27 protein-coding genes are annotated in these 23,912 nt (G+C 70.4%); 17 read left to right on the top strand and 10 right to left on the bottom strand.

All coding sequences use genetic code 11. The features are described 5' to 3' along the window. Nucleotides 1–6 precede the first annotated feature (6 nt). Nucleotides 7–2,793 carry an alanine--tRNA ligase gene (gene alaS, locus BMW35_RS09495; protein WP_089670399.1) on the top strand — a complete coding sequence of 929 codons (2,787 nt, stop codon included), beginning with the start codon at nucleotides 7–9 and terminating at the stop codon, nucleotides 2,791–2,793. Here alaS and hisI read toward each other — a convergent pair whose 3' ends face one another. The 3 genes from hisI to fer2 all read right to left on the bottom strand — a co-directional run bounded on the left by hisI (nucleotide 2,794) and on the right by fer2 (nucleotide 4,634). Beyond that, a complete protein-coding gene (gene hisI / locus BMW35_RS09490; protein ID WP_089669205.1) occupies nucleotides 2,794–3,180 on the bottom strand; it encodes a phosphoribosyl-AMP cyclohydrolase in 387 nt (128 codons plus the stop codon). A 44-nt stretch (nucleotides 3,181–3,224) separates the two neighbouring features. Beyond that, nucleotides 3,225–4,160 (bottom strand): prepilin peptidase, encoded by a 936-nt coding sequence (locus tag BMW35_RS09485; RefSeq protein WP_089669204.1) that lies wholly within the window; start codon nucleotides 4,158–4,160, stop codon nucleotides 3,225–3,227. A gap of 84 nt (nucleotides 4,161–4,244) precedes the next feature. Then, on the bottom strand, nucleotides 4,245–4,634 hold the full coding sequence (fer2, locus tag BMW35_RS09480; protein WP_089669203.1) for a ferredoxin Fer2: 390 nt from the start codon (nucleotides 4,632–4,634) through the stop codon (nucleotides 4,245–4,247). Between the two features lie 144 nt (nucleotides 4,635–4,778). On the opposite strand from fer2, the gene hisA reads away from it, so the two are divergent. Both hisA and hisB read left to right on the top strand, forming a co-directional pair. Further along, nucleotides 4,779–5,504, top strand: a complete 726-nt coding sequence (hisA, locus tag BMW35_RS09475; protein WP_089669202.1) for a 1-(5-phosphoribosyl)-5-[(5-phosphoribosylamino)methylideneamino]imidazole-4-carboxamide isomerase — start codon at nucleotides 4,779–4,781, stop codon at nucleotides 5,502–5,504. 63 nt (nucleotides 5,505–5,567) lie between these two features. Then, a complete protein-coding gene (gene hisB / locus BMW35_RS09470) occupies nucleotides 5,568–6,158 on the top strand; it encodes an imidazoleglycerol-phosphate dehydratase HisB (RefSeq protein ID WP_089669201.1) in 591 nt (196 codons plus the stop codon). Between the two features lie 30 nt (nucleotides 6,159–6,188). On the opposite strand, the gene BMW35_RS09465 is transcribed toward hisB, so the two are convergent. Both BMW35_RS09465 and BMW35_RS09460 read right to left on the bottom strand, forming a co-directional pair. Further along, nucleotides 6,189–6,398, bottom strand: coding sequence for a hypothetical protein (locus tag BMW35_RS09465; RefSeq protein WP_089669200.1), 210 nt, complete (start codon nucleotides 6,396–6,398; stop codon nucleotides 6,189–6,191). Between the two features lie 86 nt (nucleotides 6,399–6,484). After that, a complete protein-coding gene (locus BMW35_RS09460; RefSeq protein WP_089669199.1) occupies nucleotides 6,485–7,048 on the bottom strand; it encodes a hypothetical protein in 564 nt (187 codons plus the stop codon). A gap of 214 nt (nucleotides 7,049–7,262) precedes the next feature. Between BMW35_RS09460 and BMW35_RS09455 the strand changes: the two genes are divergently transcribed. The 5 genes from BMW35_RS09455 to BMW35_RS09435 are packed head-to-tail and all read left to right on the top strand — an operon-like array spanning nucleotide 7,263 to nucleotide 12,007. Next, nucleotides 7,263–7,940 (top strand): nitrous oxide reductase accessory protein NosL, encoded by a 678-nt coding sequence (locus BMW35_RS09455; RefSeq protein WP_245708159.1) that lies wholly within the window; start codon nucleotides 7,263–7,265, stop codon nucleotides 7,938–7,940. A 2-nt stretch (nucleotides 7,941–7,942) separates the two neighbouring features. Continuing rightward, nucleotides 7,943–9,859 carry a NosD domain-containing protein gene (locus BMW35_RS09450; RefSeq protein ID WP_089669198.1) on the top strand — a complete coding sequence of 639 codons (1,917 nt, stop codon included), beginning with the start codon at nucleotides 7,943–7,945 and terminating at the stop codon, nucleotides 9,857–9,859. Next, nucleotides 9,856–10,593: an ABC transporter ATP-binding protein gene (locus BMW35_RS09445; protein ID WP_089669197.1), complete on the top strand. Its 738-nt coding sequence runs from the start codon at nucleotides 9,856–9,858 to the stop codon at nucleotides 10,591–10,593. The genes BMW35_RS09450 and BMW35_RS09445 overlap by 4 nt, the downstream gene beginning before the upstream one ends. Beyond that, nucleotides 10,590–11,456 carry an ABC transporter permease subunit gene (locus tag BMW35_RS09440; protein ID WP_089669195.1) on the top strand — a complete coding sequence of 289 codons (867 nt, stop codon included), beginning with the start codon at nucleotides 10,590–10,592 and terminating at the stop codon, nucleotides 11,454–11,456. Before BMW35_RS09445 ends, BMW35_RS09440 begins: the two co-directional genes overlap by 4 nt. Before the next feature lie 47 nt (nucleotides 11,457–11,503). Then, nucleotides 11,504–12,007 (top strand): TrpY family transcription regulator, encoded by a 504-nt coding sequence (locus BMW35_RS09435; RefSeq protein ID WP_089669193.1) that lies wholly within the window; start codon nucleotides 11,504–11,506, stop codon nucleotides 12,005–12,007. On the opposite strand, the gene BMW35_RS09430 is transcribed toward BMW35_RS09435, so the two are convergent. Next, nucleotides 12,004–12,297, bottom strand: coding sequence for a hypothetical protein (locus BMW35_RS09430; protein ID WP_177170813.1), 294 nt, complete (start codon nucleotides 12,295–12,297; stop codon nucleotides 12,004–12,006). The genes BMW35_RS09435 and BMW35_RS09430 overlap by 4 nt on opposite strands. An 85-nt stretch (nucleotides 12,298–12,382) precedes the next feature. Here BMW35_RS09430 and BMW35_RS09425 point away from each other — a divergent pair, with 85 nt between their 5' ends. Genes BMW35_RS09425 through BMW35_RS09410 form a run of 4 tightly spaced genes read left to right on the top strand, consistent with a single transcriptional unit; the run spans nucleotide 12,383 to nucleotide 17,142 of the window. Then, nucleotides 12,383–13,003: an IMPACT family protein gene (locus BMW35_RS09425; protein WP_089669190.1), complete on the top strand. Its 621-nt coding sequence runs from the start codon at nucleotides 12,383–12,385 to the stop codon at nucleotides 13,001–13,003. A gap of 55 nt (nucleotides 13,004–13,058) precedes the next feature. Further along, nucleotides 13,059–14,171, top strand: coding sequence for an ABC transporter substrate-binding protein (locus tag BMW35_RS09420; RefSeq protein ID WP_089669189.1), 1,113 nt, complete (start codon nucleotides 13,059–13,061; stop codon nucleotides 14,169–14,171). A gap of 1 nt (nucleotide 14,172) precedes the next feature. Then, complete coding sequence (locus BMW35_RS09415; RefSeq protein WP_089669187.1) at nucleotides 14,173–15,057, top strand: NAD(P)/FAD-dependent oxidoreductase; 885 nt, start codon at nucleotides 14,173–14,175, stop codon at nucleotides 15,055–15,057. 60 nt (nucleotides 15,058–15,117) lie between these two features. Further along, nucleotides 15,118–17,142, top strand: coding sequence for a S9 family peptidase (locus BMW35_RS09410; RefSeq protein ID WP_089669184.1), 2,025 nt, complete (start codon nucleotides 15,118–15,120; stop codon nucleotides 17,140–17,142). A 108-nt stretch (nucleotides 17,143–17,250) separates the two neighbouring features. Here BMW35_RS09410 and BMW35_RS09405 read toward each other — a convergent pair whose 3' ends face one another. After that, a complete protein-coding gene (locus BMW35_RS09405; RefSeq protein ID WP_089669181.1) occupies nucleotides 17,251–17,493 on the bottom strand; it encodes a DUF7569 family protein in 243 nt (80 codons plus the stop codon). A 45-nt stretch (nucleotides 17,494–17,538) separates the two neighbouring features. Then, on the bottom strand, nucleotides 17,539–18,222 hold the full coding sequence (gene upp / locus BMW35_RS09400; protein WP_089669179.1) for a uracil phosphoribosyltransferase: 684 nt from the start codon (nucleotides 18,220–18,222) through the stop codon (nucleotides 17,539–17,541). Nucleotides 18,223–18,350: 128 nt separating this feature from the next. Here upp and BMW35_RS09395 point away from each other — a divergent pair, with 128 nt between their 5' ends. Then, nucleotides 18,351–19,037, top strand: coding sequence for a DUF5828 family protein (locus BMW35_RS09395; protein WP_089669178.1), 687 nt, complete (start codon nucleotides 18,351–18,353; stop codon nucleotides 19,035–19,037). 105 nt (nucleotides 19,038–19,142) lie between these two features. After that, nucleotides 19,143–20,324: an inorganic phosphate transporter gene (locus tag BMW35_RS09390; protein ID WP_089669176.1), complete on the top strand. Its 1,182-nt coding sequence runs from the start codon at nucleotides 19,143–19,145 to the stop codon at nucleotides 20,322–20,324. On the opposite strand, the gene BMW35_RS09385 is transcribed toward BMW35_RS09390, so the two are convergent. Then, nucleotides 20,317–20,907, bottom strand: coding sequence for a sensor domain-containing protein (locus tag BMW35_RS09385; RefSeq protein ID WP_089669174.1), 591 nt, complete (start codon nucleotides 20,905–20,907; stop codon nucleotides 20,317–20,319). The genes BMW35_RS09390 and BMW35_RS09385 overlap by 8 nt on opposite strands. A 78-nt stretch (nucleotides 20,908–20,985) precedes the next feature. After that, a complete protein-coding gene (locus BMW35_RS09380; RefSeq protein WP_089669172.1) occupies nucleotides 20,986–22,362 on the bottom strand; it encodes a hemolysin family protein in 1,377 nt (458 codons plus the stop codon). A 105-nt stretch (nucleotides 22,363–22,467) separates the two neighbouring features. Here BMW35_RS09380 and BMW35_RS09375 point away from each other — a divergent pair, with 105 nt between their 5' ends. Genes BMW35_RS09375 through BMW35_RS09365 form a run of 3 tightly spaced genes read left to right on the top strand, consistent with a single transcriptional unit; the run spans nucleotide 22,468 to nucleotide 23,902 of the window. Continuing rightward, nucleotides 22,468–22,758 (top strand): glutaredoxin family protein, encoded by a 291-nt coding sequence (locus BMW35_RS09375; protein ID WP_089669169.1) that lies wholly within the window; start codon nucleotides 22,468–22,470, stop codon nucleotides 22,756–22,758. Continuing rightward, on the top strand, nucleotides 22,758–23,273 hold the full coding sequence (locus tag BMW35_RS09370) for a redoxin domain-containing protein (protein WP_089669168.1): 516 nt from the start codon (nucleotides 22,758–22,760) through the stop codon (nucleotides 23,271–23,273). The genes BMW35_RS09375 and BMW35_RS09370 overlap by 1 nt, the downstream gene beginning before the upstream one ends. Before the next feature lie 32 nt (nucleotides 23,274–23,305). Then, nucleotides 23,306–23,902, top strand: coding sequence for an L-threonylcarbamoyladenylate synthase (locus BMW35_RS09365; protein ID WP_089669166.1), 597 nt, complete (start codon nucleotides 23,306–23,308; stop codon nucleotides 23,900–23,902). Nucleotides 23,903–23,912 lie beyond the last annotated feature (10 nt).

Genomic DNA, 23,912 nt, shown 5'->3' with positions numbered 1-23,912 from the left:
CTCCCAATGAGCGACCTCGAATCCGCCTACCGCCTCGACTACTTCGAGGAGGAGGGGTTCGCCCGGAAGGAGTGCGTGGAGTGCGGCGCTCACTTCTGGACCCGGGACGACACCCGAGAGACCTGCGGCGAACCGCCCTGTGAGGACTACCAGTTCATCGACGACCCCGGCTTCGGCGAGGAGTACTCGCTGACGGAGATGCGCGAGGAGATGCTGTCGTACTTCGAGCGCGAGGGCCACGACCGCATCGACCCCTACCCCGTCGCGGCGAACCGCTGGCGGGACGACGTGCTGCTCACGCAGGCGTCCATCTACGACTTCCAGCCACACGTCACGTCCGGCGAATCCCCGCCGCCCGCGAACCCGCTGGTCGTGAGCCAGCCCTGCATCCGGATGCAGGACATCGACAACGTCGGGAAGACCGGCCGGCACACGATGGCCTTCGAGATGCTCGGCCACCACGCGTTCAACGCCGACGAGGGCACCGACTACGCCTACGACGGCGAGGTGTACTGGAAGGACCAGACCGTCGAGTACTGCGAGGGGCTCCTCGAAGAAGTCGGCGTCCCGCTCGACGAGGTCACGTTCATCGAGGACCCGTGGGTCGGCGGCGGCAACGCCGGCCCCGCCTTCGAGGTCATCTACCGGGGCCTCGAACTGGCGACGCTCGTCTTCATGAGCCTCGAACTGGACCCGGACGGCGAGTACGAGATGAAAGACGGGAACACGTACGCGGAGATGGACCGCCGCGTCGTCGACACCGGCTACGGCGTCGAGCGCTGGACGTGGATGAGCCAGGGCACGCCGACCGTCTACGAGGCCGTCTACCCCGAGACCATCGACTTCCTCAAGGAGCAGGCGGGCATCGAGCACACCGACGAAGAGGCCGACCTCGTCCACCGCGCGTCGAAGCTCTCCGGGAACCTCGACATCGACGAGATCGACGACATGGACACGGCGCGCGCCGCGGTCGCCGACGAACTCGGCGTCGACGCCGACTACCTCACCGAACTCGTCGAACCGCTCGAAGACATCTACGCTATCGCCGACCACTCCCGCGTCCTCGCGTACATGTTCGGGGACGGCATCGTGCCGTCGAACGTCGGCACCGGCTACCTCGCGCGCATGGTGCTGCGCCGCACCAAGCGCCTCGTCGACGATGTGGGCGCGGACGTGCCGCTCGACGAACTCGTCGACATGCAGGCCGAACGCCTCGGCTACGAGAACCGCGACTCCATCCGGAGCATCGTGCGCTCGGAGGTCGAGAAGTACGCCGAGACCCTCGAACGCGGCGGCCGCCGGGTCGAGCAGCTCGCCGAGGACTACGCCGAGCGCGGCGAACCCGTCCCGACCGACGAGCTCATCGAGCTCTACGACTCCCACGGCATCCAGCCGGACATGGTCGCCGACATCGCGGCCGAGGTCGGTGCCGAGGTCGACGCCCCCGACGACTTCTACTCGCTGGTGGCGGCCCGCCACGACGAGGGCGACGGCGGGACGGCGACCGCCGGCGACGAGGACGAGCGGCTCGGTGACCTCCCGAACACGGAGACGCTGTACTACGACGACGCCTACCGCTCCGAGTTCGAGGCCGTCGTCCTCGACGTTTTCGAACGCGAGAACGAGGACGGCGAGGCCGCCTACGACGTGGTGCTCGACCAGACGATGTTCTACCCGGAGGGCGGCGGTCAGCCCGCCGACACCGGGACGCTGTCGACCGACGACCGCACCGTCGACGTGGTCGACGTCCAGAAGCGCGGCGACGTGGTCCTCCACCGGACCGACGAGAGCCCCGGGAAGGGCGAGTTCGTGCGCGGCCAGATCGACGTCGAGCGCCGCCGCCGGCTGATGGCCCACCACACCGCCACACACGTCGTCGTCCACGCCGCCCGCGAGGTGCTCGGCGAGCACGTCCGGCAGGCCGGCGCGCAGAAGGGCACGGACTCCTCGCGCATCGACATCTCGCACTACGAGCGCCTCGACCGTGAGACCACGAAGGAGATCGAGCGCGTCGCCAACGACATCGTCACGTCGAACACGAGCGTACAGCGCGAGTGGCCGAACCGAAACGAGGCCGAGGAGAAGTACGGCTTCGACCTCTATCAGGGCGGTATCCCGACCGGGGAGAACATCCGGCTCGTCCACGTCGCCGAGGACGTGCAGGCGTGCGGCGGGACGCACGTCGACCGCACGGGCGAAATCGGCTCCATCAAGATTCTGAACACGGAGCGCGTCCAGGACGGCGTCGAGCGCATCACGTTCGCCGCGGGCGCGGCCGCCGTCGAGCGCGTGCAGTCGATGGAGGACGACCTGCTCGCGGCCGCCGACATCCTCGACGTGACGCCGTCGGAGGTCCCCGAGACCGCCGAGCGGTTCTTCACCGAGTGGAAGGAACGCGGGAAGACCATCGAGGACCTCAAAGAACAGCTCGCCGAGGCCCGTGCGTCCGGCGGCAGCACCGGCGAGGAAGTCGATGTCGCCGGGACGACCGCCGTCGTGCAGCGCGTGGACGGCGACATGGACGAACTTCGCGCGACCGCGAACGCACTGGTCGACGGCGGGAAGGTCGCCGTCGTCGGGTCCGGCGCTGACGGCGCGCAGTTCGTCGTCGCCGTGCCCGACGGCGTCCCCGTGAACGCGGGCGAGGTCGTCGGCGAACTCGCGGGGATGGTCGGCGGCGGCGGTGGCGGCCCCGCCGACTTCGCGCAGGGCGGCGGCCCCGACAGCGACGCGCTGGACGACGCGCTGGAGCGAGCGCCGGACGTGCTCGCCGACGTCGCGAGCGCCGAGTAACTAGTACGTCTCCTCGGGGTCGAACACTTTCTCACCGACGACATCGCCGTCGAGCGTGCGGTGGAAACAGGACTCGTAGCCGGTGTGACAGGCACCGCCGGACTGGTCGACTAGATACAGCAGTGCGTCACCGTCGCAGTCCACGCGAATCTCCTCGACGGCTTGGGTGTTGCCGCTGGTCGCGCCCTTCTCCCAGAGTTCGTCCCGGGACCGCGAGTAGTAGTGCGCCCGCCCCGTCTCAGCGGTCTTCGCGACGGCCTCGCGGGTGGCGTACGCGAGCATCAGCACGTCGCCGCTGTCGGCGTCCTGCGCGACCACGGTGACGAGGCCGTCGCCGCCGTCCGTGCTGCCGGCACCCCCGAAGTCGAGGTCGACGTCGAACTCCATACCGGAGCGTGGCGGGCAGCGGGGTTAGTGGTTGTGTCCCGGCGTCAGGCCGCGACGCCGAACGCGTCCAGGACGTAGAACAGCACGTCGCCGAACGTGAGCGCGACGACGAGACCGACGAACAGCGGCACCAGGAACGGGACGCCGGGCGTCACCCAGACGTCCTCGCGGTCGGCGACCAGGTCGAGTCCCTCCCGGAGCTGGGCGGGCGTCGTGCCGTAGGCGGAGTGGTCGATGTCGTCGAGGAACGCGGCCGCGCCCCAGGGGTCGCCGCTCCCGTCCGTGACGACAGCGCCGTCGGTCGGCTCGTTCGGCTCGTCGGGGAGCGTGTCGGGGTCCCTGAGTTCGGGGTCCACGCGGAGGTCCGACAGCGTCAGGCCGCGCCACCGGAGGTACATGCGGAGCGCGTCGAGGTCGAGCCCGTTCCGCGTGAAGCCGCTGCCGTCCTCGAGGAGGCTGCCGTGGACCTCGGGGAGGTCGTCGACCGCGACCCGACGCCCGACGAACATCACGACCGAGAACTCACCGGCGAACGCGTTCCGCAGGCCGAGCACGAGCGGGTACGCCAGCCCGATGAGGACGGTATTCGTCAGAATCGTCAGGGAGAAGACGCCCAGCGTGGTCTGGACCTCGGGGAACGCCGAGCCCGCCACCTGATAGTAGGGGTACGTCGGGAACAGCACCGCGAGCACCATGAACGCGCGAGCGTCGGCACCGCCGAACCCGCCGACGTACCAGAAGCCGTACGCGAGCGGAATCACGAACAGGAGGCTGAACGCCGCCCGCACGACGAACGGCGTGAACGCGCCCGGCTGGCCGAGCGCGACGAAGCCGTCCCACAGCAACAGGAGCAGGCCGAGGAACGCGAGCGGGCCCCAGAGGTCGTTCGGCACGCGGCGCGTGCTCACGTCGCGTATCGCGGCCCAGCCGAGCGCCGGCACGGCAACGAGCCGCAGGAGGTCCGGTATCGAAGCGTCCACCACTACCGGGTGACGGACCCGTGGTTGCTTAGCCCTTTTGCACGCGTCCGGCGAAAAAACGGTGTGGGTCGTCGCGTCGCCGCGTTAGATGACGCGGTTCTGCAGGTAGTCGAGGTGCTTCGCGTTGTAGACGATCTTGACCTCGTCGGCGGCCGGCGAGCCGATGCAGGTCAGGCGAACGTTCTTCTCCTCGACCTCCTCGTCGCTGAGGATCTGCTGCATGTCCATGTCGATGTCGCCCTCCTTGACGATGGACGCGCAGTTCGCACAGGCACCGGCGCGGCACGAGAACGGCCAGTCGTAGCCCTGCGCCTCGGCCGCTTCGAGGATGTACTCGCCCTGTGCGACTTCCAGGGAGCCGTAGTCCTCATCGTCGAGGCCGGCGTCGGCAGCCTTCTCGAAGAGGTCGTCGTCGTCCATGTCCCAGCCCTGGTCGTCCAGAGTCTCGTAGTTGAGGTATTCTACGGTCGGCATCACCTCAGCAGTTGGATTCCCCGAGTCATAGTAGTTGTTGTTCGCTCCCGGTCGGGGCGGCTCTCCCGCCGCCCGTCCGGGATGTGACCGGCCGGAGACCGCCGCCAGCGTGGGGTTTTATACGCGGCGGCTCGTGGTGACAGTATGACCTTCGAGTCGTTCGCGGTCGTGCCCGCCGTCGACATGCAGGACGGGGAAGTCGTCCAGCTCGTTCAGGGGGAGCGCGGGACGGAACGGACGTACGGCGACCCCGTGGAGGCCGCAACTCGGTGGGTCGACGAGGGCGCGGACACGCTCCACCTCGTGGACCTCGACGGCGCGTTCGAGGGCGCTCGCGCGAACGCCGACGCCGTCGACAGCATCCTCGACGCGACCGACGTCTCCGTGCAGGTCGGGGGCGGCATCCGGACCGCCGAGGACGCCGTCGACCTGCTGGACCGGGGCGTCGACCGCGTCATCCTCGGGACCGCCGCCGTCCAGAACCCCGACATCGTCGGCGAGGTAGCCGCCGAGTACGGCGACGGCGTGATGGTGAGCCTCGACGCGAAGGGCGGCGAGGTCGTCGTCGAGGGGTGGACCGAGGGCACCGGCGTGGATCCCATCGAGGCCGCCGAGCGCTACGTCGACCTCGGCGCGGCCGCCATCCTGTTCACGGACGTGGACGTGGAAGGCCGCCAAGAGGGCGTCCGCACCGAGCCCGTCCGCGAACTCGCCGAGCGCGTCGACATCCCCGTGATAGCGAGCGGCGGCGTCGCCACCGTCGACGACGTGCGCTCCCTCAGGGACGCGGGGGCCGCCGGCGTCGTCGTCGGCACCGCGCTCTACGAGGGGTCGTTCACGCTCGAAGAAGCGCAGCGAGCAGTGGAGTAACTGGTTTTCGGGCAGACTCCGACGAGCGCAACGACCATGAGGCCGGGGCCGAGACAGACAGCCATGACAGACCGCGCGGCCGCGGTGACGCGGGAGACGGCCGAGACCGAGGTGGAGGTCACGCTCGACCTCGACGGGGACGGCGAGAGCACGGTCGACACGGGCGTCGGGTTCTTCGACCACATGCTGGCGTCGTTCGCGAAACACGGACTGTTCGACCTGACGGCGCGCTGCGACGGCGACCTGGAGGTCGACGACCACCACACCGTCGAGGACGTGGGCATCGCGCTGGGGGACGCCTTCGACGAGGCCGTGGGCGACAAGCGCGGCATCGAGCGGTTCGCGGACCGCCGCGTGCCGCTGGACGAGGCGGTGGCGTCGGTCGTCGTGGACATCTCCGGCCGGCCGCTCTACCGGTTCGACGGCGAGTTCAGCCAGAGCGAAGTCGGCGGGCTGACGAGCCACATGGCCACGCACTTCTGGCGGAGTTTCGCGACGAACGCGGGCGTCACGCTGCACTGCGAGGTCACGGGCGAGAACGCCCACCACGAGATAGAGGCGCTGTTCAAGGGCGTCGCGCGGACGCTCGACGACGCGACCCGCGTGGACGAGCGCCGGGCGGGCGAGACGCCGTCGACGAAGGGCGAGCTCTGAGCACGGCGTGCCGACGGCTCGCTGGCTCGGTCAGTCCGCGTCGTTCGGGTCCATGAGGTAGTAGACGACGGTCATCGCGACCGCCATCGTGACCGCCGAGAACGCCGACGCGTCGCTGAACAGGCCAACCACGAACACGCAGACGCCGGCGACGAGCCCGGCGACCAGCGCGTACTGCCCGCGGGAGAGCGCCCGCGCCCAGTCGTCCAGCCGGCGGTACAGTCCCTTCGCGTCGCGCATACGTCACGTCGAACGGGAACCGACAAGAGTGTTCGTCCGGTCGACAGTCGCTGCGAACCCGGGGCCGGTCCGACAGGCGCTGCCCGCTACGTCCGGCGGAGGCCGCCGCTCGTGTCCTCGACGTCGCCGTTCTCGACGGCGGCGTCGACGGCCGTCTCGAACGTCCGCTCGTCGAGGTCGTAGGCGTTCGTCGCGAGCGCGCGGAGGTCCCCGCGGGGCATCCCGCCGTCTCGGTTCTCCAGCAGGCGGAGGACTTGCGCGTAGCCGTCCGGCCGCTCGGCGGGCGTACTCCCACCCGACTCGATGGTGACGCCGTCGTCGTCCGAGGAATCGGCGTCGGTGCTGTCGGCCTCGTCCGCGTCGGGCGAGTCCCGCATCGCCGTGGGCGTGTTCGGTGCCGCGTCGGCGGCGTCGTCGCTGTCGTTGCTATCGTTGCTGTCGTCGCTGTCGGCGGTGGCGGTCCCGTCGCTGGCCGGCTCCGTGTCGCTCGCGTCGGCGGCGAGCAGCGGGTCGACAACGGTCTCCAGCGTGGTCCGGCAGTCAGCGCAGAGCGCGAGCCGGACGGGGCCGTCGGAGACGGCCGCGGGCACCACCTCAAAGACGCCGTCCGGGGCGTCGCCACAGAAGTCACAGGTGTCTACCTGACGCATACGCCAGCGGTCGGGGTGCGGGACCAAAAGCCTGCTCGCCGACTCGCGGCGGCGGGCCACGCGGCTCGTTCGAGGCGGTGTCGCTCACCGCGGCGCGAGCGGCACGGAGCCGCTAGAATTGCCTACGTTGTGCAACCCTGAGGGCGTGGTGAGAGAGTATCCGCTGCCTTCGTGCGTTTTCACTGTTCGGGAATTGTGCGGAGTCGACTTAGACGTGAGTCGCGAACGCCACAACGAGCACGACCGCACCCACACCATGACCGACCACAATCACCACGACGAGTGCGGGCACAGCCACCGCGAGGCCAGCGATTCTCGCGGCGTCTCGCGGCGGCGCATCCTCGGTGCGACCGCCACGGCCGTCGCCGCCACCGGTGGCCTCGCCGGCTGCCTCTCCGGGGGCGACGGGAGCGGCGAGGCACCCGAGCCGGTGACCCTCGACGAGTCCGACAGCTGCGATGTCTGCGGGATGGTCGTCCCAAACCACCCCGGGCCGACCAGCGAAATCTTCTACGCCGACGAGGAGCCCGCGGGGCACGCCAACCCCGCGCGCTTCGACTCGACGTGGGAGGCCTTCCAGTTCGACTTCGCGCGTCAGGACGATGGCTGGAGCAGGGAGGCGTTCTACGTCACCGACTACTCGGCCGTCGACTACGAGGTCTTCGAGGACGGCGGCGACACGCTCGTCTCCACGCACCCGGAGGCCGACGCGTTCGCAGAGGCCGAGTCCGTGACGTTCGTCGTCGGCTCGGAGGTCGTCGGCGCGATGGGACGGGACCTCCTCGGATTCGGCGGCGAGAGCGACGCCGAAGCGTTCCAGTCCGAGTACGGCGGCGACCTCGCGGAGTTCGGCGACATCGACGAGTCCACCGTCGCCTCCCTCGGGATGTAGCGATGGCGGCCAGAGCCCTGGCGGGCGCGCTCGTCCTCGTGCTGGCGCTGCTGAGCGTCTCGCTGGCGGTGCCGGCCAGCGGCGGCGCGGACCGCGAGCCCGTCGCCTTCGAGGACACCTTCGACCTCGGATTGACCGGGACGACCGTTCAGGCGGTCCGCGAGCGCGGGCTCTCGGTGCCCCGGGTTCAGGCGTTCTACTCGGGCTACGAGTACGTCGTCGGCTACTGGGGGCTGACGGCGTTCGCGTCCGAGCACGCCCGCACCGGCCACGACCGCCAGTTCGGGCGCACCGTCGCCGTCTACGTCACGGACTTCGCCGGCGCGAACGTCTCCCTGACCGACGACGGCTACCTGCGGGCGACCCGCCACGTCGCCTTCGCGCCGGCCGACGACACCCACGTCGTCGTCGGGAGCGAGGCCCGCGTCCCCCACGGTGGCGCGGTCGCCGTGCCGTTCTCGGGGCGGGCCGCTGCCGCCGCGTTCGCCGACGAGTACGGCGGCGAGGTGGTGTCGTGGCGCGACGCCACCGACCGGCTCGCGGACAGCGACCGGCTCTCACAGGACCGCTTCGAGCGGCGGGTCGACGCGCGGTCGGCGTGGGCGAACGACACCGTGGCGGACGCCCGCGCGCTCCGTGACCGCCCGACCTCGATAGTCGTCGGCGAGGACGCGCCGACGCTCGCGGCCGCGCTCGACGCCGCGCCGCCGAACACCACCGTCGAACTGCCGCCCGGCACCTACGACACTGACGGCGTCACCGTCTCGAAGCCCGTCACGGTCGCGGGCGCTGGCGACGACGCCACCACCGTCCGCGGCGACGGCAACGGCTCCGTGGTCGACGTCGACGCCGACCGGGTCGGTCTCGTCGACCTCCGAGTCGAGGGCGTCGGAGACGTCGGCAGCCGCCGCAGCCAGCTGAACGAGTCGGAGCTGGACGTCTCGTGGTCGGAGAACGTCGAACTGGCGTACGGCCGCGGCGACGCCGCCGTGCGGCTGTTCGGCGCGAACGAGTCGCTGGTCGCCGGCGTCCGCGTCGAGACGCCGTCCAGCGGCGTCATCGCCGTCGACAGCCGCGCAACCGTCGTCCGCGACCTCGACCTGAACGGCACCGACACGCCCGAGGACGGCTTCATGGGAGTCGTTGCGATGTACGAGCCGGTGGTCGTCGAGGACAGCGCGTTCGTCGGCGGCCGCGACGGCGTCTACACTCACCGCGCCGACGGCGTCGTCGTGCGGGACAACCGCATGCGCGAGGGCCGGTTCGGCGTCCACGAGATGTACACGGACGGCGCGCTCGTCCGGAACAACACGGTCCGCGACGCGAACGCGGGCGTCATCGTGATGACGCGGCCGACCGGCAACCTCGTCGTCGGCAACGACGTCCGGCGCTCGGAGACCGGCGTCTCGACAGCGGGCAGCGACTCGTACTTCGCGCGGAACGTCGTCGTCGACAACGGCTACGGGGTCGCCGTCCTCGGCCTGCGGTCGCTGCTCGCGGAGAACACCGTCGTCGGCAACGACGTCGGGCTGCGCGGCGAGGCGTCGCTGCCGACGAACCTCGTGACGCGCAACGACGTGGTGGACAACGGCCGCCCGGTGTCGAGCCGGCTCGGGTCGCTGCGCGTCTGGACCGTCGGCGATACCGGGAACTACTGGGGGGCGCTGCCCGGCAGCGCCGACGCCGCCACCTACGACCGGCCGTTCCGCGCGACCGGCGGCGTCGACGGCCACATCCACGACGCTCCCGGAGCGTACACGCTCGCTCGCTCGCCGGCGACGAGCCTGCTGCGGGCCGTCCAGGGCTCCGTGCCGGGGCTGCGGTCGACCGGCATCGTTGACACTGCGCCACTGACCGAGCCGGCACGCCCCGGCGTGCTCGCGGCCGCTCGGAACACCTCGGAGGTGCGCGCGTCGTGACCGCCCCCGTACTCGCCCTGGAGGACGCGAGCTTCGCGTTCGGTGACCTCACCATCCTCGACGAGGAATCCGTGGCCGTCGAGCGCGGCGAACTCGTGGCGCTGGTCGGCCCGAACGGCTCCGGGAAGACGACGGTGCTGGAGCTGCTGGCCGGCCTCCGCGACCCCGACTCGGGGACGGTCAGGCGGCCGGCGAACGCCGCGCGGTCGACGGCGTACCTCCCGCAGTCGCCGGGGTTCCGGAGCGGGTTCACCGTCCGGGAGACGCTGTCGTTCTACGCCGGCCTCGTCGGCGGCGGCGTCGACGCGGACGCCGTCCTCGACCGGGTCGGGCTCGGTGACGCCGCCGACCGCCGCGTCGAAGCGCTCTCTGGCGGGATGACGCGGCTGCTCGGGCTCGCGCAGGCGCTCGTCGGCGACCCGCCGGTCGTCGTGCTGGACGAGCCGACCAGCGGCCTCGACCCGGACGTCTCGGACAGCGTCTTCGACGCGACGGCCGCGCTCGCGACAGACGACCGCGCGGTTGTGGTGTCGAGCCACGACCTCGCCGCCGTCGAGGCGCGCGCCGACCGCGTCGTGCTGGTCGCTGACGGCGCGATCGCCTTCGACGGGCCGCCCGAAGACCTGCTCGCGGAGACCGGTGCGGGCACGCTCCGAGCGGCGTTCTCGCGGGCCGTCGCGGGCCGGGAACTCGACGCCACCGCTGCGGCTCCATCCGGGGGTGACGCGCAGTGAGCGACGCCGCCGAGACGGGGGCTGACGCTGCGGGGCTTCGGGCGGCCGTCGACCGCGTGTTCGTCGTCGCGGAGCGCGAGCTCCGGACGCTCGCGCGGAACCGCGCGCTGCTCGCCGTCGCCGCGGCGTTCGTCGCCGTGGTCGTCGGGCTCGCGGGTGCCGCCGCGGGCTCGCCGGGCGGCTACGTCTCCCTGACGTTCGACCTGCTGTTGCCCGTCGAGGTGCTGGTGCCGGCGGTCGCGTTCGCGTTCGCGTACCGGACCGTGCAGGGCGACGGCGAGCGCGGCGAACTGGCGGTCTTCCGGACGTACCCGCTGACGCGTCTGGAGTACGTCCTCGGCGTGTTCGTCGGGCGCGCGAGCGGCGTGCTCGTGGTCGTGCTGGCGTCGCTGGCGGTCGCCGGCGTCGTCGCCACCACCGGTGCCGAGCAGCCGGTGTCGTTCTTCGCGTCGCACAGCGCCGGCGACACGCCGGTCGTGTTCGCTCGGTTCGCGCTGTTCACCGCGGGGTACGCGCTGGTCGCGACGGCGCTCGCGGTCGCGGTGTCGGCCGCCGTCGGCACCACCCGGGGCGCGCTCGGCGGGAGCGTCGCCGCGCTCGTCGCGCTCGCCGTCGGCCTCGACCTCGCGCTCGTCGCCGCCGTCTCCGGCGGGCTCGTGGACGCCGGGTCGATAGCCGTCTTCGCGGGGTTCAGTCCCGCGAGCGCGTTCCGCGGGCTGGTGTTCGAACTCGCGCTCGCGCCGGCGCTCGCGACGCCGCCCGTCGCCACTGCCTCCCCGGCGGCGAGTCTCGCCGGCCTGCTCGCGTGGCTCGCCGTCGGGCTCGGCGGGGCGGCGCTCGCCGCGTGGCCCGACACGGGGTAGGCGAGGAGACCCCCACGGTTTTCACCGCACGCCACCACCTCCGGGGTATGTTCGAGGACATCATGCAGAAGTTCGAGGGGAGCCCGGGCCAGCAGGCCGTGATTCGGCTCCTGCTCGAACGCGGCTTCTCCGTGAACGACGACGGGCGGGTGGTCTCCGGGGACATCGAGATTCCCTACACGCAGGTCGCCCAGGAGGCGGGCGTCGACCGGCGGGTCGTCGACTCGACGACGGAAGCCATCCTCGCTGACGACGAACTCACGCGCATCTTCCAGAACATCAGCCAGATTCCGAGCCTGATGGACCTCGCGCCCGTGCTGGACCTGCACGTCGTCACGGTGGCGGTCCAGGACGCCGACGAGCCCGGCATCGTCGCGGACGTGACCGGGCTGCTGGCGGACCGGGGCATCTCCATCCGGCAGACGATCAGCGAGGACCCCGAGTTCACGGACGAGCCGCGGCTCTACCTGGTGACGGACGAGGAGTTGCCGGGCGAGGTGTTCACGGAGCTGGCGTCGATGCCGTTCGTGCGGTCGGTCGAACTCTCCTAGTCGGCCCGGTAGACGACGCTCCCGAGGATGAACAGGTAGCCGACCGTCGTAATCGCGTAGTTGACGGTGAGCAGGAGAATGGCGTTCTCGAAGTTCTGGGCGAACGCCGAGACGGTGGTGGCGATTGCCGCCGCGACGACGATGCTGAAGCCGAGCGAGAGGAACAGCATCTCGCGGTGCTCGGTCTGGAGGTAGGCGTTGGCAGCGAACGCGACCATCGTGAGCCCCGACAGAGAGAGCGCGACGCTGGCGGCGACGTACAACAGTTCGAGCGTCGTCAACGCGGCCATCTGACGGTGCTTGCGTAGACGCACGCATAACCTTTTGGGGCGACGAACCGCAAGCGGGAACTCGCTCGCGGCCCGAATCCGGAGTGTGACTGACGCGTACCGCACGGTCGCCGGCCGGGGGGACGCCAGCTTCGAGGTGCAGGGGTCGGAGTTCGTCGGGTACGCGAGCCCGGCGGCCACCGTCGAGGCGGCGGAGGCGTTCGTCGACGAGGTGCGGGAGCGCCACGCGGACGCGACGCACAACGTTCCGTGCTACCGGGTTCGGGTGGAGTCCGGGGGCCCCGGTTCCGGGCACATGCTGCGGGAGTACCAGAGCGACGACGGCGAGCCGACTGGCTCGTCGGGGAAGCCCGCGCTGAACGTCCTCCAGCAGCGGGACGTGGAGAACGCCGTGGTGGTGGTGACGCGGTACTACGGCGGGACGAATCTCGGCGTCGGCGGGCTGGCGCGGGCGTACTCGAAGGCCGTGAAGGACGCCGTCGACGACGCCGGCGTGGTCGAGCAGCGCCCGCAGGAGCGGTTCACGGTGACAGTGGCGTACGACGATTCGGGCACCGTCCGGGGGATTCTGGAGAGCGCGGACTGCGAGTTCGACGCCGACTACGGCGAGGACGTGGGGTTCGACGTGACGGTGGCCGTGGCGGACGCCGACGGCCTCCGGGAGCGAATCGCGGACGCGACCAGCGGCCGGGCGGACGTGGCGTAGTTTTGGCGCGCCTAAAAATCGAAGCGCGTAAGTATTGTTAGGCGAGCCTAAAATCATGCGCAGCGACGACAGCACACCGACGCGACGGCAGTTCCTCGCCGGGAGCGCCAGCCTCGCAGCCGCAGGCGCGGCCGCCGGCTGCACCACGAGCACCCCAGAGGGCAGCGACGGCGGCGACTCGTACACCGTCTCGATGGCACCGGTCGGCGACGTCGAGTTCGAGTCCGTCCCCGAGACGTGGGTCACGAGCAACGGCAGCTGGGCCGACATGGGCATCGCCCTCGGTCTCGAACCGCCGGAAGCAGTCACGCTGACCGACCGCTACCACACCCACTACTACGACAGCATCGACGGCGTCAGCGTCGACACCAGCGAGATGACGTCGCTGTACCAGGACGGCGTCAACGTCGAACGGTTCTACGACCTCGACGCCGACGTCCACGTCATCGACCCGAACTTCCTCGAGAACCGCACCGAGAACGTCTCCGGCGCGGACATCAAGGACATCGAATCCCGGGTCGCTCCCTTCTTCGGGAACTGCATCTACGCACAGCACTACCCCTGGCACGACGACTACCGCTACTACACGCTCATGGAGGGCTTCGAGAAGCTCGCGACGGTCTTCCAGCGCGAGGAGCGCTACGAGGCCTTCGAAGGCGTCCACGACGACTTCCAGTCGAACCTCGCGCCGGTCGTCCCCGGCGAGAGCGAGCGCCCCTCCGCCGCCGTGGCGTGGGGCGTCGGGAAGGAGCCCACGAAGTTCTACCCGTACGTCATCGGCGGCGGCACCGGCTTCAAGAACCTCCGCGACCTGAACGTCCACGACGCGTTCGCCGCGTCCGGCGTAAAGGACTTCCACGGCACCCGGGCCGCCATCGACGTGGAGACGCTGCTCGACGTCGACCCCGAGGTGTTGCTGCTGCGCGGCTACGAGAACCTGAGCGAGGCCGAGTTCCAGGACGCCGTCGTGTCGTTCCTCCAGAACCACGAGACGGCCGGCCGCATCACCGCCGTTGCGGACGGCGCGGTGTACCGCGCCGGCGGCCTCTACCAGGGCCCCATCACGAACCTCGTGCTGACCGAGCGGCTGGCCGGCGACCTCTACGGCTTCGACGGCGAGCTGTTCGACCGCGAGCGCGTCGCCGACATCGTCGCGGGGGAGTTCTGACGTGACCGACTCCGACGTCGACGAGGACCGCGACGTGGTGGTCGTGGGTGGCGGTCCGGCCGGCTGCTCGGCGGGCGTGTTCACCGCCCGGTACGGCCTCGACACCCTCGTCTTCGACCGCGGGAACGCGGCGCTCCAGCGCTGCGCGTTCGTCGAGAACTACCCCGGGTTCCCGGGCGGCGTCGACGTGCCGACGCTCCTCGGACTGTTCCGCGACCACGCCCGGGAAGCGGGCTGCGACCGCGTCGAGGACACCGTCGAGCGCGTCGACCGGCCGAACGACGGCGACGGATTCGTCGTCGAGACCCAGGACGGCCGGCGCGTCCGAGCGAGCTACGTGCTCGCTGCGGCGTGGTACGACGGCTCGTACCTCCGGCCGGTCGTCGGCGAGGCGGGCTTCGAGGTCCACGACCACCACGGCGAGACCAGCGAACGCTTCGACCACGAGTACGCCGACGACGACGGCCGCACGCCCGTCGACGGCCTGTACGTCGCGTCGCCCGGCGGCGACCGCAGTGCGCAAGCCGTGATTGCGGCGGGCAACGGCGCGCACGTCGCTCGCTGTCTGCTGGCGGACCACCGGCGAGCGCGGGGGTTCCCGGACGGGGTCGCCGCCCACTACGACTGGAAGCGCCCGGACTCCGAGTTCGCGGGCGAGTGGGGCGACCGCGACCGCTGGCGGGAGTGGTTCGAACGCGAGGCCGGCGACGACCACGGACTCGACGACGAGACCTTCGCGGAGCTCCGGGAGTCCGACATCGACCGCGCGTTCGACACGCTGCTGACCGACGAGGAAATCGAGCGCCGGACCGAAGCGGGCTACCACCGGCTGCTCGACCACGTCGACGACGAGTACATCGAGTCCTACCTCGACGCGCAGAACTGACGGGGCATGTGACGGTTCCCCGAACCAAATCGTTTTGCGAGCCCCGGGCGACCCACCGGTATGCAGCCAGTCGAGGCCAGCGACTACCGCGAGTTCGACAGGCTCGGCCACCCGGCAGTAGCGCCGGGCGGCGACCGCGTCGCGTTCGTCCGGACGACGCCGGACGGCGACGACGAGTACGAGGCGACCGTCCACGTGGCGAGCGTCGGCGGCGAGGGCAGCCGGCGGTTCACCGTCGCAGAGGGCGTGGACTCGGAGCCGGCGTGGAGCCCCTCGGGCGACCGCCTGGCGTTCGTCTCCACCAGAGGGGCGGACGACGACCGCCCCCAGCTGTGGGTGCTGCCGGTCGGCGGCGGCGAGGCCGAACAGGTCACCGACGTGGTCGGCGGCGTCTCCAGTATCGCGTGGGGGCCTAACGGCGACCGCATCGCGTTCCTGCAGTCCGTGCGCGACGAGGAGCGCGACGAGGACATGGACCTCGAACGCGACGAGGAGTACGAGCGGGAGGCCCCCGACCCCCGCGTCATCGACCGGCACGTCTACCGCGCTCACGAGAACTACCGGGACGGCGCGCGCAGCCACGTCTACGTCCTCGACCTCGAATCGAGGGGCGTCGACCGGGTCACCGAGGGCGTCGCCGAGTGTCTCGGGCCCGCCTGGGGCGACGACGAACTCTACTACCCGATTCGACGCGGGCTGGAGGGCGACGACCGACTGGAGTGGGAGGTCGAGGCCTACAACCCCGACACAGGGGACAGCGAGGTCGTCACGACCGTGGAGGGCTGGGGGCCGACGCTGGCGGTCGACGGTGCGCAGGTGGCGTACACGACGACGCCGAAAGACGACTCGACGCTCGCCCAGACCGAAATCGACGTTCTCGACCGTGAAACGGGCGATATCGAGCGGCTAACCGCCGGCCTCGACCGCACACTCGAACTGTGGAGCGCGAGCCACGCGCCCGAGTGGGGGCCGGACGGCGAATACCTCTACGTCTGCACCCCCGACGAGGGCAGCTACGTCGTCCGTCGGCTGGACGCCGACTCGGGCGACGACCACGTCGTGCTCGGCGGTGACCGGCACGTCGACGGCTTCTCCGTCTCCGCGGACACCGTCGGCGTCGTGCAGTCCGAGTGGGACCACCCCGGCGAGGTCCTAGCGTCGACGCCAGCAGGCGGCGAAGAACACGTCCTCACGCGCGCCAACCGCGAGTTCCTCGACGACCGCCAGGTCGCCCAGCCCGAGGAAGTGTGGTTCGACGCTCCCGGCGGCGAAGTCCAGGGCTGGGTGCTCACGCCGCCGGACTTCGACCCGGACGAGGAGTACCCGCTGGCCGTCGAGATTCACGGCGGGCCCCACCGGATGTGGTCGACCTCGGGGTCGATGTGGCACGAGTTCCAGACGCTCGCGGCCCGCGGCTACGTCGTCTTCTGGTGTAACCCCCGCGGGTCGACTGGCTACGGGGAGGAGTGGATGCGCGCTATCGAGCGCGACTGGGGCGATGTCACGCTCGAAGACGTGCTGGCCGGTGCCCGAGCGGTCGCCGACCGCGACTACGTGGACGACGAGAACGCCTTCGTCACGGGCGGCAGCTTCGGCGGCTACATGACGGCGTGGGCGGTCAGCCACACCGACTTCTTCGACGCCGCCGTCGCCCAGCGCGGCGTCTTCGACCTCACGGGGTTCTACGGGTCGACGGACGCCTACCAGCTAATCGAGGGCGACTTCGACGCCGTCCCGTGGGAAGACGCCGAGTTCCTCTGGGAGCACTCCCCGACGGCCCACGTCGAGCACGTGGACACGCCGACGCTCGTCGTCCACTCCGAGAACGACTACCGGACGCCCGCCAACACCGCGGAGCTGTTCTACATCTCCCTGAAGAAGCAGGGCGTCGACACCCGAATGGTGCGGTACCCCCGTGAGGGCCACGAACTCTCGCGGTCCGGCGAGCCCGCCCACGTCGTGGACCGCATCGAGCGTATCGCGCGCTGGTTCGACGGCTACAGCGACCACCACGACGCCGACCGCGCGCTCGACCGCGAGCGCGGCGACGGCCTCACCGCCGGCGAGGACGCGGACGACGAGTAACGGCGTCTCGGGAGCTCTCCGGAGCCGTCGGGGGGACCGTTTCCGACTCCCACACGGACGGGGAGAACCGCACGACCGCGGCGACCCGTGGAGGTGAAAGAAGGGGGTTCAGTCGACGATGATGTCGGTGTCGTCGTCGACCGGCGTCGGCCCGGGGTCGGCGGACTCGTCGGCGTCGTCGGACCGCATCTCGGTCTCGTAGCGGTCGATCCAGTCCGCGAAACACTCGGGGCAGAGCCGCTGGCTGTCTATCTCGGAACGGTCGACCGTCACGCGGACCGTCCGCGAGAGCGGGTCGGCGACCGGCTCCCCGCACCAGTTACACGGCTCGATGTCGGCGTCGTCGCTCATACGCGGCGACTCGCGGTCGAGCGCCTTCAACGTGGGGGTCGGCGGTTACGTCGTGCGGAACGCGCGGTCGCCGGCGTCGCCGAGACCGGGGACGATGAACCCCTCGTCGTTGAGGCGGTCGTCGATGGCGACCGTCAGCAGGTCGGCCTCCGGGAACTGGTCGCCCACCCGGAGCAGGCCGTCGGGCGCGCTCACGGCCGACAGCACGAAGAGGTCCTCGACGCCCGCGTCGGGCATCTCGTCCGTGACGTGGTCGAGGACGGTGCACATCGTCGACCCCGTCGCGAGCATCGGGTCGGCGACGATGACGGTGTCCGTCTCCGAGATTTCGGGGAGTTTCACGTAGTCGATGGTGATGGGGAACTCGCCGTCGTCGTTCATGCCGGCGTCCTCGTCGCGGCCGGCGCTGATGACGCCCTGCTTCGCTCTCGGGAACGCCTTCAGCAGCCCCTCCACGAACGGCGTCGCCGCGCGCAGGACGTTGATGATGACGACGTCGTCGAGGCCTTTCACGCGCTCTCCAGTGGTCTCGGTGAGCGGCGTCTCCAGGGACGTGAACTCCGTCTCCATCGCGCCGTCGATGATCTCGTACCCCGAGATGCGGCCGAGTTTCACCAGCCCCTTCCGGAAGCCGACCTGCTCCGTCTCGACGTCTCGCAGCCGCGAGAGCGTGTCTTTCGCCAGCGAGTGCGTGATGACGTTCGCGTCGCCGCGGTCCTCGATGGTCATTGTCGTCTAGCGCGTGAGCGGGCGGCTTCAAACCTGCTATCCGGTCGAACGCGGGCGGCAGTGTCGCGCTACGAGCCAGCACACCGCCGGCAAGAGGTTTAAGCGGCGCGCGCCTAGACGGACCAATCATGGAGGAGAGCGTCGCCGGGTTCAAACGCCGCGGCACGTGGGGTGACGTGGTCGAACACGGGGAACGCATCACGACTGCGCTCCGGGAGGCGGACGCCGACGAGGCGTACCCGGACGCCTTCGAGGCGTGGGACGAGTGGCGGCCGAAGTCCCACGAGCGCATCGAGGAGGAGGTCAACGAGAAGACCGCCGACCAGGCGAGCGTCGCCGAAGGCGAGGGCGAGAAGGCCGGGAAGTCGGCCGACGAGGACCTGCAGGCGGCCGGTGAGGAACTCTCGGAGTCCTACGAGGCCCTGGAGGACGGCGAGAACGGCGACGCCGTCGAGAAGTGGCAGGACTCCCTCGGGCACGTGAAACGCGCGGCGGACACCGCCGGCCGGAAGGCCCTCCGCAAGGTCGAGGACGTCGTCTACCGGAACGTGATGACGCAGGTCGCGCCGTACTACTTCGACAACGACCTCGTCTCCGCGAACGTCCAGCGCGTCCGCAGCCAGCAGGAGTTCGTCTTGGAGGTGAACGTCAACGACGACGACCTCAAGGACGCCGTCCGCGCGTACCTCGACTCCTTCGAGGAGGACATCGACCGCTGGCACGTCGACACCGAGCGCGAGACGGAGGCCGCCGAAGCCGCCGAGGGCGTCGAACCCCCGGAGCAGCGCGAGGACGCGAAGTCCACGACGAACTGACCGCGGTCAAGATAGCCGACGGTCGCGGCCGCCGCGGAGTCCCGGCGGGACGGCGGCGTGTCGGTAGGCTCTTTGCTCGTCCCCACGGAACACGGACAAGAAACGATGGTTGGTGCTGGACTGGCGACGCTTGTCGTCGCCGCCCTGGCGAGTCTGTTCATGGCGTGGGCCATCGGTGCCGGCTCGTCGGGGTCGACTCCGTTCGCGCCCGCAGTTGGCGCGAACGCCATCACCGTGATGCGGGCGGGGTTCGTCGTCGGCATCCTCGGGCTCGCGGGCGCGGTCCTCCAGGGCGCGAACGTCTCTGAGGCGGTCGGCAGCGAGCTCGTCGTCGGCGTCACGCTCTCGCCGGTGGCGGCGACCACGGCGCTGTCGACGGCCGCGATTCTCGTCGCTATCGGCGTGTTCGCCGGCTACCCGATCGCCACCGCGTTCACCGTCACGGGTGCCGTGGTCGGCACCGGGCTGGCGATGGGGGGCGGCGCGGCGTGGCCGAAGTACCAGCAGATTGCGACGCTGTGGGTCCTCGTGCCGTTCGTCGGCGGCGGCACCGCGTACGCCACCGCGCGCGGCCTCCGTGACCTCGACCGGGACGCCGTGCTCGTCCCGCTGCTCGCTGGCGTCGTCGGTGTCATCGTCGCCAACATCCAGTTCGCGTTCCTCGGTGCGCCCGGCGAGGGCGCGTCGCTCGCGTACAGCGTCGCCGAGGCGGCCGGGAGCACGGCACTCGCGGCGCAGGCTGCCGTGACACTCGCGTTCGCGGCGCTGGTCGCGGCCGTCCTCTACCGGGACGTGGCCGGCGACCCCGAGCGCGGCCAGCGCCACTTCCTGCTGGCGCTCGGCGGGCTCGTGGCGTTCTCCGCGGGCGGCAGTCAGGTCGGACTCGCCGTCGGACCGCTGCTCCCGCTGGTCGACGGCGACGTGCCGCTCGTGTACGTGCTGCTCGGCGGCGGCATCGGGCTGCTCGTCGGGTCGTGGACGGGTGCGCCACGGATGATAAAGGCGCTCGCGCAGGACTACTCCTCGCTGGGGCCGCGACGCTCCATCGCCGCGCTCATCCCGAGTTTCGCCATCGCGCAGTCCGCGGTCTTCTTCGGCATCCCCGTGTCGTTCAACGAGATCATCGTCTCCGCCATCGTCGGGTCGGGCTACGCGGCCGCGAACAGCGCCGGTGGCGGCGTCAGCGGCCGGAAGATGCTGTTCACGGTGCTGGCGTGGGTGGCGTCGCTGGCGCTCGCGCTCGCGGTGAGCTACGGCGTGTTCGTCGGCGTGGACGCGGTCATCTAGCCGGCGCGAGCAGGCGGACGCTCGCCACCGCTGCGGCACGTCCGGCGGCAGCCACTGCAACCGCACCAGCCACGGCGACGGCGAGCCCGACGCAGGCCGCGCCGAGCGCCATCGGGAGCGTGTCGACGGTCCAGGCTCCCGCGACGCCCACGGAGACGTCAGGCCGGTCGTAGACCAGTGGCGTCGCCAGCAGCGCCGCCGCGGTCGCCAGCCAGGTGACGACGGCCGCGAACCCGGCGACGCCGACGGCGAACCGCGTGAGCAGGTAGCCGGTCGCGCGGTAGCTGTCGGGGCACAGGAGTTCCGCTCTCGCCGTCGCGAGCAGTCCGCCGTCGACGCACGGCGACGCCAGGTCCGGCACCGGTGTGTCGTACAGCCGAGCGGCGAGTCGGGCGTCGGCCACCGCCAGCCGGCGTGCGACGGCGACGCCACCGGCGAGCACGAACACGCCGACGACGAACACGAGCAGGGAGACACCGGCGGACGCAGCGCCGACGACGAACGCGAAGTACGCGACGCCGAGCGGGAACGACGCGAGGAGGTACGCGGGAGACCGGAGGACGTCGAGCGGGCGGAGGGCCATCGACCGGAGTGTCACACACCGACCACGTAAAGCCCTGTGCCGTCAGTGACTGCGAGAGAACAGCGCCAGCAGCGTGAGTTACGCGTCGTCGTCGCCGTCGCCGTCCGCGGTCAGCGTTTCGGCGTCGGCGTCCACGGCGTCCTCGGCGGGCAGCCGCTTCACGCGTGCCTTCATGATGCGCGTGTTCTCGACGTGCTCGACGGTGAGCTCGACGTTCTCGTACTGGAACGTCTCGCCCTCCTCGACCAGCCGGCCGGCGCGGTTGAAGATGAACCCCGCGATGGTCTCGAACTCCTCGCCTTCCGGCAGGTCGAGTTCGAGGGCCTCGTTGACCTCCTCGATGTTCACCTCGCCGCGAACCCGGACGGTGTCCTCGTTCACGAAGTCGATGGGGAGTTCCTCCTCGCCGTCCAGAATCTCGCCGACGATCTCCTCGGTGATGTCCTCGGTCGTGAGCAGCCCCTCGGTCGTCCCGAACTCGTCGATGACGACGACGAGCTGGACGCGCTCGTCCTGCATCTCCTGGAGGAGTTCGTCGACGTTCTTCGACTCGGGGACGTGCAGCGTCGGCTCGATGAGGTCGTCCAGCTCAACGTCTTCGGTCTCGCCGTAGAGGTACTCGCGGACGAGGTCTTCGAGGCTGACGACGCCGATGACGTTGTCGAGTTCGCCGTCGTAGACGGGCACGCGCTCGTGGCCGGCCTGCGTGCACGTCTGGATGGCTTCCTCGATGGTGGCCTCCTTCGAGACGGCGACCATGTCCAGCCGCGGCGTCATCACCTCTTTGGCGATGGTGTTGTTGAACCGGAAGATACGCTGGAACATCTCCCGCTCGTCCTCCTCGATGACGCCCTCGCGCTCCCCGGTCTTGATCATGTCCTGAATCTCGGAGCGCGTGACGTAGCTCGTCTCGATGGCCGCCCGGCCGCCCGTGACCTGATTGAGGATGCGGGTGAGGTAGTCGAACAGCACCACCAGCGGGTACAGCAGGCGCTCGCTCCACTTCAGCGGCCCCGCGATGGACAGCGCCCACGACTCGGAGTTCTCGACGGCGTAGGACTTCGGCGCGCTCTCCCCGAACAGGAGGACGAGCGCGGTCACGCCGAACGTCGCAGCGAGCACGGCCTGACCCTGTGAGAGGAACATGCCGAACAGCCCCGTGGCGATGGAGGACATCGCGATGTTGACGAGGTTGTTACCGACGAGAATCGTGATGAGCAGCCTGTGTGGGTCCTGCTTGAGGTCGGCGACCGTCTCCGCGCCCGGAATGTCGTCCTCGACGAGCGCGTCGATGCGGTGACGTGCCAGCGAGAACATGGCGATTTCCGAGGACGAGAAGAACGCCGACAGTACCATCAGCACGACCAGCGTCGCGACACCGACGCCAATGATGACGTTCTGTCCGATGTCGACGCCGAACACCGACGTGGCGAGCAGGGACATCAGTGAGCCCATTCAGTAGTGGGTCTTGCCGCCCGGCCGTTTAATGCTTTGCTCACCGAAGCCGCGGGGACCGCCGGTGGCGAAGCGTTTACCCGAGATTCCGGCGAATGTGCGAACATGAGCGCAGCAGAGACGCCGCCGCGGCCGCCGCACAGCGACGCCCACATCACGCTCTACCGGCTGCAGGCGTGCCCGTTCTGTGAGCGCGTCGTGAACCGACTCGACGAACTCGGGCTGGAGTACCAGTCGCGGTTCGTCGAGCCGATGCACGCCGACCGGGACGCGGTCAAGCGCATCGTCGGCGCGCGCACCGTGCCCGCCATCGTGGACGACGAGACCGGCGTGGCGATGGCCGAGAGCGCGAACATCGTCGACTACCTCGACGCGACCTACGGGGGTGGGGAGTGATGGAACTGGACTTCGACGTCGTCGACCTCCCCGAGACGGACCACGTGGTGGAGGGCGACGAGGCCCCCGATTTCACCCGGCCGCTCGTGAACGACGAGTACTGGGAGGACGTCTCGCTCTCGGACCTGCTCGCCGAGGGACCTGTCCTGCTGGTGTTCACGCCGATGGACGGCGCGTTCCCGGCGACCTACGTGTACAACGAACTCCGCGACCGGGGCGTCGACGAGCACGCGCAGGTCGTCGGCGTCTCCGTCTCGTCGCCGTACGAACACAAGACCACCATCGAGGAGCGCGGCATCGAGCACTTCACCGGGCTGTTTAGCGACCCGCAGGCGGGCATCGCCGAGGCCTACGGCGTCGTCAACGACCTCGACGGGATGGCGGGTGTCAAGGAACATCGCCCGTCGACGTTCGTCGTGGCCGAGGACGGCACCGTGGAGTACGCGTGGGTCGCCGAGGAGTGGCCGGACTTCCCGAACTACGACGAGCTGGAGGGCGCGCTCGACGACCTGTAATCCTTTTTCGCGACGGCCGCCTCGACGGACACATGGTCACCGACGAGGCACTCGACGAGGCCGCCGCGGCGCTCCGCGACGGCGGGCTGGTCGTGTTCCCGACGGAGACGGTGTACGGTCTCGCGGCGGACGCCCTCGACCCCGACGCCATCGAGGCGGCGTTCGAGGCGAAACGACGCCCCCGCAAGAAGCCGCTGTCGTTCGCGTTCCCCGACCACGAGGCCGCGCTGGAGCACGTCCGCGTCGGCGAGACGGAGCGCGCGTTCATGGCCGAGTTCCTGCCCGGTCCGGTCACGGTGGTCTGCGAGAAGACGGAGGCGGTCCCGGACGTGCTGACGGGCGGCCGGGACCGCGTCGGGGTGCGGGTCCCCGACCACGACGTGGCGCTCGCGCTCCTGGAGCGAGTCGCGCCGCTGACGGCGACGAGTGCGAACGTCTCGGGCGAGCCGAGCGTCACCCACCCGGACGACCTCGACCCCGCGTTCCGAGAGCGCGTCGACGCCGTGGTGGACGACGGCGAGACGCCGGGCGGGACTGGAAGTACGGTTGTCGACGCGGCGAACGGCGAGATTCTCCGCGAGGGCGCGGTCGGCGACGCCGTCCGCGAGTGGCTCGCCGAACACCGATAACAGCCGCGCC

It is taken from the genome of Halobacterium jilantaiense (genome assembly GCF_900110535.1).
GTDB lineage: Archaea > Halobacteriota > Halobacteria > Halobacteriales > Halobacteriaceae > Halobacterium > Halobacterium jilantaiense.
Note: the sequence above shows the minus strand (reverse complement) of the source record. Positions and strands in the feature narration are given on the sequence as shown.

Coding starts and splice junctions, on each gene's coding strand:
- alaS (WP_089670399.1), top strand. CDS start 7: ATGAGCGACCTCGAATCCGCCTACCGCCTCGACTACTTCGAGGAGGAG.
- hisI (WP_089669205.1), bottom strand. CDS start 3,180: ATGGAGTTCGACGTCGACCTCGACTTCGGGGGTGCCGGCAGCACGGAC.
- fer2 (WP_089669203.1), bottom strand. CDS start 4,634: ATGCCGACCGTAGAATACCTCAACTACGAGACTCTGGACGACCAGGGC.
- hisA (WP_089669202.1), top strand. CDS start 4,779: ATGACCTTCGAGTCGTTCGCGGTCGTGCCCGCCGTCGACATGCAGGAC.
- hisB (WP_089669201.1), top strand. CDS start 5,568: ATGACAGACCGCGCGGCCGCGGTGACGCGGGAGACGGCCGAGACCGAG.
- BMW35_RS09465 (WP_089669200.1), bottom strand. CDS start 6,398: ATGCGCGACGCGAAGGGACTGTACCGCCGGCTGGACGACTGGGCGCGG.
- BMW35_RS09460 (WP_089669199.1), bottom strand. CDS start 7,048: ATGCGTCAGGTAGACACCTGTGACTTCTGTGGCGACGCCCCGGACGGC.
- BMW35_RS09450 (WP_089669198.1), top strand. CDS start 7,943: ATGGCGGCCAGAGCCCTGGCGGGCGCGCTCGTCCTCGTGCTGGCGCTG.
- BMW35_RS09435 (WP_089669193.1), top strand. CDS start 11,504: ATGTTCGAGGACATCATGCAGAAGTTCGAGGGGAGCCCGGGCCAGCAG.
- BMW35_RS09430 (WP_177170813.1), bottom strand. CDS start 12,297: ATGGCCGCGTTGACGACGCTCGAACTGTTGTACGTCGCCGCCAGCGTC.
- BMW35_RS09420 (WP_089669189.1), top strand. CDS start 13,059: ATGCGCAGCGACGACAGCACACCGACGCGACGGCAGTTCCTCGCCGGG.
- BMW35_RS09410 (WP_089669184.1), top strand. CDS start 15,118: ATGCAGCCAGTCGAGGCCAGCGACTACCGCGAGTTCGACAGGCTCGGC.
- BMW35_RS09405 (WP_089669181.1), bottom strand. CDS start 17,493: ATGAGCGACGACGCCGACATCGAGCCGTGTAACTGGTGCGGGGAGCCG.
- upp (WP_089669179.1), bottom strand. CDS start 18,222: ATGACCATCGAGGACCGCGGCGACGCGAACGTCATCACGCACTCGCTG.
- BMW35_RS09395 (WP_089669178.1), top strand. CDS start 18,351: ATGGAGGAGAGCGTCGCCGGGTTCAAACGCCGCGGCACGTGGGGTGAC.
- BMW35_RS09390 (WP_089669176.1), top strand. CDS start 19,143: ATGGTTGGTGCTGGACTGGCGACGCTTGTCGTCGCCGCCCTGGCGAGT.
- BMW35_RS09385 (WP_089669174.1), bottom strand. CDS start 20,907: ATGGCCCTCCGCCCGCTCGACGTCCTCCGGTCTCCCGCGTACCTCCTC.
- BMW35_RS09380 (WP_089669172.1), bottom strand. CDS start 22,362: ATGGGCTCACTGATGTCCCTGCTCGCCACGTCGGTGTTCGGCGTCGAC.
- BMW35_RS09375 (WP_089669169.1), top strand. CDS start 22,468: ATGAGCGCAGCAGAGACGCCGCCGCGGCCGCCGCACAGCGACGCCCAC.
- BMW35_RS09370 (WP_089669168.1), top strand. CDS start 22,758: ATGGAACTGGACTTCGACGTCGTCGACCTCCCCGAGACGGACCACGTG.
- BMW35_RS09365 (WP_089669166.1), top strand. CDS start 23,306: ATGGTCACCGACGAGGCACTCGACGAGGCCGCCGCGGCGCTCCGCGAC.